This is a genomic window from Geodermatophilus maliterrae (genome assembly GCF_041018925.1).
In the GTDB taxonomy this organism is placed as follows: domain Bacteria; phylum Actinomycetota; class Actinomycetes; order Mycobacteriales; family Geodermatophilaceae; genus Geodermatophilus; species Geodermatophilus maliterrae.
In genome coordinates this window covers 1-3,386 of the sequence record NZ_JBFNXQ010000182.1, presented here as the reverse complement: position 1 = coordinate 3,386, position 3,386 = coordinate 1, and the positions used below count along the sequence as shown (strand labels likewise).

The 3,386-nt window shown below is 66.8% G+C and carries 4 protein-coding genes; 2 read left to right on the top strand and 2 right to left on the bottom strand.

Annotation, left to right across the window (positions count from 1 at the left end; translation table 11 throughout):
• Positions 1-7: 7 nt before the first annotated feature.
• Positions 8-819 (bottom strand): IS5 family transposase gene (locus ABQ292_RS26210; protein WP_438940641.1). Its coding sequence is split into 2 segments (ribosomal slippage): positions 8-471 and positions 471-819, totalling 813 coding nucleotides; the frame shifts between segments, so codons are not numbered across the junction.
• Between the two features lie 113 nt (positions 820-932).
• On the opposite strand from ABQ292_RS26210, the gene ABQ292_RS26205 reads away from it, so the two are divergent.
• Positions 933-1,388: a GNAT family N-acetyltransferase gene (locus ABQ292_RS26205; RefSeq protein WP_369210635.1), complete on the top strand. Its 456-nt coding sequence runs from the start codon at positions 933-935 to the stop codon at positions 1,386-1,388.
• 349 nt (positions 1,389-1,737) lie between these two features.
• Positions 1,738-2,328, top strand: coding sequence for a hypothetical protein (locus ABQ292_RS26200; RefSeq protein WP_369210634.1), 591 nt, complete (start codon positions 1,738-1,740; stop codon positions 2,326-2,328).
• A 168-nt stretch (positions 2,329-2,496) separates the two neighbouring features.
• Here the strand turns inward: ABQ292_RS26200 and ABQ292_RS26195 are convergent, their stop codons facing one another.
• The gene (locus ABQ292_RS26195; protein ID WP_369210633.1) at positions 2,497-2,922 is read right to left on the bottom strand and encodes an ester cyclase; all 426 of its coding nucleotides are present in this window, start codon (positions 2,920-2,922) and stop codon (positions 2,497-2,499) included.
• Between the last annotated feature and the right edge of the window lie 464 nt (positions 2,923-3,386).

Here is a 3,386-nt window from a genome sequence, read left to right as displayed (position 1 = left end):
TTAGAGCTCATTGCAGGATGGTCGCGAGGTGGCGATAGCAGATCAGCGCGCAGCCCAGCTGAAGGAGCCCCAGGTGGAGGTCGGCGCGGCGCTCGCAGCGGGTCCGCAGCCGCTTGAAGGCGTGCAGCCAGGCGAAGCCGCGCTCGACGACCCAGCGCTGTCTGCCCAAGCCGGAACCGTGCGCGACTCCACGGCGGGCGATCCGTGGGGTGATGCCACGGGCGCGTAGCTGTCGGCGGTAGATGTCGTAGTCGTAGCCGCGGTCGGCCAGCAGCTGTCCGGGTCGGCGGCGGGGCCGGCCGACCAGTCCGCGGATCGGCGGAATCGCGTCGACCAGGGGCAGCAGCTGGGTGACGTCGTTGCGGTTGCCGCCGGTGCTGCTGACCGCCAGCGGCAGGCCACCGGCGTCGCAGATCAGGTGGTGCTTGCAGCCGGGACGGGCTCGGTCGACCGGTGAGGGGCCGACGTGGTCCCCCCTTTGAGCGCGCGCACGTGCGAGCCGTCGATCGCGCACACGTCCAGGTTCAGCTCGCCGAGAGCGCGCAGCTGCGCCAGCAGCCGCTCGTGCAGCGCCGGCCAGACGCCGGCCTCGGTCCAGTCCCGCAGGCGTCGCCAGCAGGTGACTCCGGAGCAGCCGACCAGCGTGCTGGGCAGCTGGTTCCAGGCGATGCCGGTCTTGAGCACGAACACGATGCCGGCCAGCGCCGCCCGGTCATCGACTGGCCGGCGACCTGGATGCCGGTACCGGCGGGGCTTGGGCGGCGGCAGCAGCGGCGCGATCTGTGCCCAGAGCCGGTCAGGGACGAGGTCCTCGATCACCTCCCCGAGGGTCGCCACCGTCCGCCGCGACCCGCAGCAGGCACGCCGACGTCATTCAGAAACGATCTTTTAGCGGCCCATTTGGGGACACGGCTCTGTTGCATGATCTTCGCGTGAAGCCGGTCATCGAAACGACGACGGTCGACGATCCCGCACTACGGGCGCTGGTGGCGGCCCAGGAGCAGGAGGTGATGGCCCGCTACGGCGTGGCCGACGCCGGTCCGGGGCTGTCGGCCACCAGCCCGTGCCTCCTCGCCCACCTCGACGGAGAGCCCGTGGGATGTGTAGCGCTCGGATCTCTCGGTGATGGCGTAGGTGAGATCAAGCGCATGTACGTCACCCCCCGCGCGCGCGGACACCGGATAGGGCGCCTGCTCCTGGAGCACGTGGAGGACCTGGCCGCCCGGTACGGGTACCGACTCCTGCGATTGGAGACCGGCACCAAGCAGCCGGAAGCAGTCGGCCTGTACCGCAGCGCCGGATGGCAGCAGATCCCCTGTTACGGCTACTTCAAGGACGACCCGACCACCTTTTGCTTCGAGAAGGCCCTGACCGCCACCACCGCATAGGGGCTGGTCTGCGCGCGTCTGTTCGAAGCGGCCTCCCCGAGGTCGCTGCTCGTGCGGCAGAAGGCCCGCTCGAGTGCTGATCAGTCAGTCGCGTCGAACCAGCACCCGATCGGCCCGGACGCCACGGCGAGAAGACCCAGGTGGTCTGGCGACATCCAACTGACGATTGCGCCCTTGACAGCGAAGGCGAGCCTCGCCCCCGTCGGTAGGTGTCCCATAGGCCGCCCTCACAGCGAGCCGGCCGGTGTCCTCAAGCGGCCCACTCGGGGACACTGTCGAGCCTGTGGCCGCGGACGCAACAACGGAGCAGTCCCCTCGATGCACTCTTGAGCGCGACTAGGGCGAGGCGGTGACGATGCTTGGAGAGCAGCTCATCCCGCTGATTGTTGGGTTCTTCTTGACGACTGTGCTCGGCGGGGGCCTCGGCTTTTACTTCCAGCGCAGAGCCTGGGCACACCAACACGCCGTGGTGCGAGAAGAGCAGGAACGGGAAAGAGCCGTCCGAGTGTTCGAGGAAGTCAGCAGGTTACTCGACAAGCGACTGTATCGGACGCGCCTCGTCCATTGGCCCATGGCGCGCCAGGACGGGAGCAGTGAACTCCCCACCTCCGACGCGCCTTGGGGAGAGTACCGAAGCGTCGTATGCGAATGGAACGACAGCATCAACCGCAACCTGGCCCTCGTCCAGCAATACTTTGGCGTAGGGATGCGCGACACCTTTGATTACGAGATCGGAAATCGACTCGTCCGCATCGGAAGGCAGCTCGAAGACATCCGAACCCGTCGCGCGCCGTTACCGCGAGACGGGTTTCACGACCTGGGGTCTGAGCTTGATGCGGTTGCAATACTGATCTATCAGTTCAACCTTGACATGATCAGAGCCATTCAGGCTGGCAAGGTCGGGTGGCTGGTTGCAGAGAACCGGCCCGCTCGCCGGTAGGCCCGTGGCCATCGGTGAGCTGTCGCCATCGGATGTGAGGGCATCGGGCGTCCCGGAAGCCGCCTTCACGGCCGACTCGACGAGTGTCCCCAAGCGGCCCACTCGGGGACAGTGCAGCCCGTCGCAGGATCTCGCTCGCCCGTTTATGGGCTGTTGAGCGCTGTCTGCTCAGTTCGACGTGGGCAGTAGGCCCAGTTGTTGCATCAGAGTGAGTCGATCACTTACGTACCGCAGTTCCAAGACACGCCCGCCCGCCACTCTCGCGTGGGTGGCCCCGACGATCTCGATCGAACGCCCCGTCGACTCGTGACCTTGCCATGGCCCCGTATTGGTGGCCTTCAACCTCCATCTCCAGGCCACCCAACCCGTGCCGTCCTCCACAAAGTAATCCCGGCTCAGATTCGCATCCGGGAAGGCGTCCGCCACCATGCGGAGAGTCCGCATCTCGGCCTCTGGACCCCGCATCGGCTCCTGCATGGTGTTGAACTCCCAGACCATATCCGGTGAGAGGAGTTCCGCGTATTTCGCGAAGTCCTTGTCATCGTAAGCCTCGAACAGTCGCTCGAGGACCTGCATCGCCTCAGAGCCCGCCATCGTCAAAGTGTGGCGCATCTACGCGTGGCGTGTCCATGACCTGCCGAACCGGCGGAGGGCCGCTTGATGTGCCGCAACCTCTCCCGTCAGTTGGCTCAAGAATCGACCGACCGAGCGCAAAGCAACGCGGTGAGCAGGCTCCGACCTGTCGCCTCGGCGCGAGAACCACTACGGACCGCCGTCGTTCGACGCGCCCGCTTGCCCGCGGAGCCGAATCCTCCACTTGATGACTTGAACTGTCGCTGAGCTCAATGGGCGCTAGCACCCCATCGACGCCGCGGAACAGTGGCCTAGAAAGGCGGCTCCGCCGTGAGCCAGTAAAGACTCGGGGACTGTCCCTAAAGCCGCCCTCGGGGCGAGTCGGCGGTGGTGTCCCCAAGCGGCCCGCCACGGGACACCAACGGGCCGGCCCGGGGGAGCTCGCCGGTGTCCCGCGGTGGTCCCGCGTCGAGGCGTGGGGGGAT